This window comes from Aeromonas sp. ZOR0002 (genome assembly GCF_963866995.1).
GTDB lineage: Bacteria > Pseudomonadota > Gammaproteobacteria > Enterobacterales > Aeromonadaceae > Aeromonas > Aeromonas caviae.
In genome coordinates this window covers 2,130-3,839 of record NZ_CAWMFQ010000240.1, presented here as the reverse complement: position 1 = coordinate 3,839, position 1,710 = coordinate 2,130, and the positions used below count along the sequence as shown (strand labels likewise).

General features: G+C 63.7%; 2 protein-coding genes and 1 pseudogene. All 3 read left to right on the top strand.

The genetic code is table 11. From position 1 onward, the window contains the following. A pseudogene (locus tag AACR77_RS13415) lies at nucleotides 1-231 on the top strand (tRNA (guanosine(18)-2'-O)-methyltransferase TrmH); the annotation flags it as partial. Next, nucleotides 231-896 (top strand): CatB-related O-acetyltransferase, encoded by a 666-nt coding sequence (locus AACR77_RS13410; RefSeq protein ID WP_042882094.1) that lies wholly within the window; start codon nucleotides 231-233, stop codon nucleotides 894-896. The pseudogene AACR77_RS13415 and the gene AACR77_RS13410, both read left to right, overlap by 1 nt. Continuing rightward, nucleotides 893-1,710: alpha/beta fold hydrolase (locus tag AACR77_RS13405; protein WP_042882093.1), on the top strand; the 818-nt coding region annotated here is incomplete at its 3' end. The genes AACR77_RS13410 and AACR77_RS13405, both read left to right, overlap by 4 nt.

Sequence of the window (1,710 nt, the reverse complement as noted above, 5' to 3'; positions counted from 1 at the left end):
CACAGTTGTTATCAGCGCGGCTGCCCACTCAGCCTGGAAGAGCAGAACACCATCTTGTTCGAGGGGGGCTATCCCGTCTATGCCCAGCTCTGCAAGGAGAAAGAGATGCCCTACCCCCAGCTCGGTCCGGCCGGCGAGATCCTGGCGGACGAACGCTGGTGGCAGCAGATGCAGCTGACGCGCAAAGGATGGGCCGCACAACAGGAAGAAGATGAATGGCAGGATCAGTGATGGAAAATCCGTTCGGCAGCTGGCTGGAATCCCAGGTCATACGGGATCATCTGACCAACCCCAATATCGAGGCCGGGGAGTACAGCTATTACTCCGGTTACTACCACGGCAAGCCGTTCGAGGATCATTGCGTGCGCTACCTGCTCGGCGATGGCTCGACGCGGGAGTCCTGGGACAGTGGCCAGTGGGGTAAGGAAGTTGACCGTCTGATCATCGGCAAGTTCTGCTCCATCGCCTCCGGCGCCACCTTCATGCTGGCGGGCAACCAGGGTCACCGGATGGACTGGGTTTCCACCTTCCCCTTCGATGCTGCCCGCTTCGGTGACGGCGTGCAGGACGGTTTTCTGCGCAAGGGAGACACCCGGATCGGCAACGATGTCTGGATCGGCTCGGAAGCCATGATCATGCCCGGCATCACCATCGGCGATGGCGCCGTCATTGCCACCCGGGCCGTGGTCACCCGGGATGTGGCCCCCTACACCATAGTGGGCGGCAACCCGGCCAGACCGATCCGCCCCCGTTTTGACGAGGAGCAGGTCGCCATGCTGCAAGCCATGCAGTGGTGGGACTGGCCGCTGCCCCGCCTGCAAGCCGCCATGCCCCTGCTCTGCTCGAACGATATCACTGCGCTCTACCACCACTGGCGCGAGGAGCTTGCCCGATGAAACCTGCCTCCCTTTCCCTGCTGGCCCTGACCCTGTTTTCTGCCGGAGCCCTTGCCGTGAGCAATCCTTACCAGCTGACCACTGAAGCCGACGTTCCCGCCCTCTATCAGCAGACCCTGCCCGACTTCTGGCGCCAGCATGCCGTCGAGGGGGAGTTCCAGGGCAAGGACGGGGTCACCCTCCGCTATGCCGCCCTGCGCCAGCCCAAGATCGATCGCGCCATCCTCATCGTCAACGGCCGGGTCGAGAGCTACCTCAAGTATCAGGAGCTGGCCTGGGATCTCTGGCGCCAGGGTTACAGCCTCTACCTCATCGATCATCGCGGCCAGGGAATGTCAGACCGCATGCTGGCCGACAAAGAGAAGGGGTATGTCGACCAGTTCGACGACTATGTCGCCGATCTCAAACAGTTTCATGATGAAGTGATCGCCCAGGACCAACCCGCCAAGCTGTTCCTGCTGGCCCACTCCATGGGGGGGGCCATCTCGGCCCGCTATCTGGAACGCTGGCCGAACGACATCCAGGCGGCGGTGCTCTCCTCCCCCATGATGGGCATCAACCTCGGCGGCCTGCCCAAGTGGCTGGCCAAGGGGCTGGCGGCCACCATCGGCACGGTCGGCGGCTGGGTGGGCGAGCCCCCCTACGGCCCGGGTCAGGGACCCTATGAGGATCACGGCTTTGCCGACAACGAGCTGACCCACAGCACGGCGCGTTATCAGGCCTTCCGCCAGATCTACGAGCAGCGTCCCCAGGTCAGGCTGGGGGGCGCCACCGCCCACTGGATCCATCAGGCCATCACAGGGTCGGACGCGGC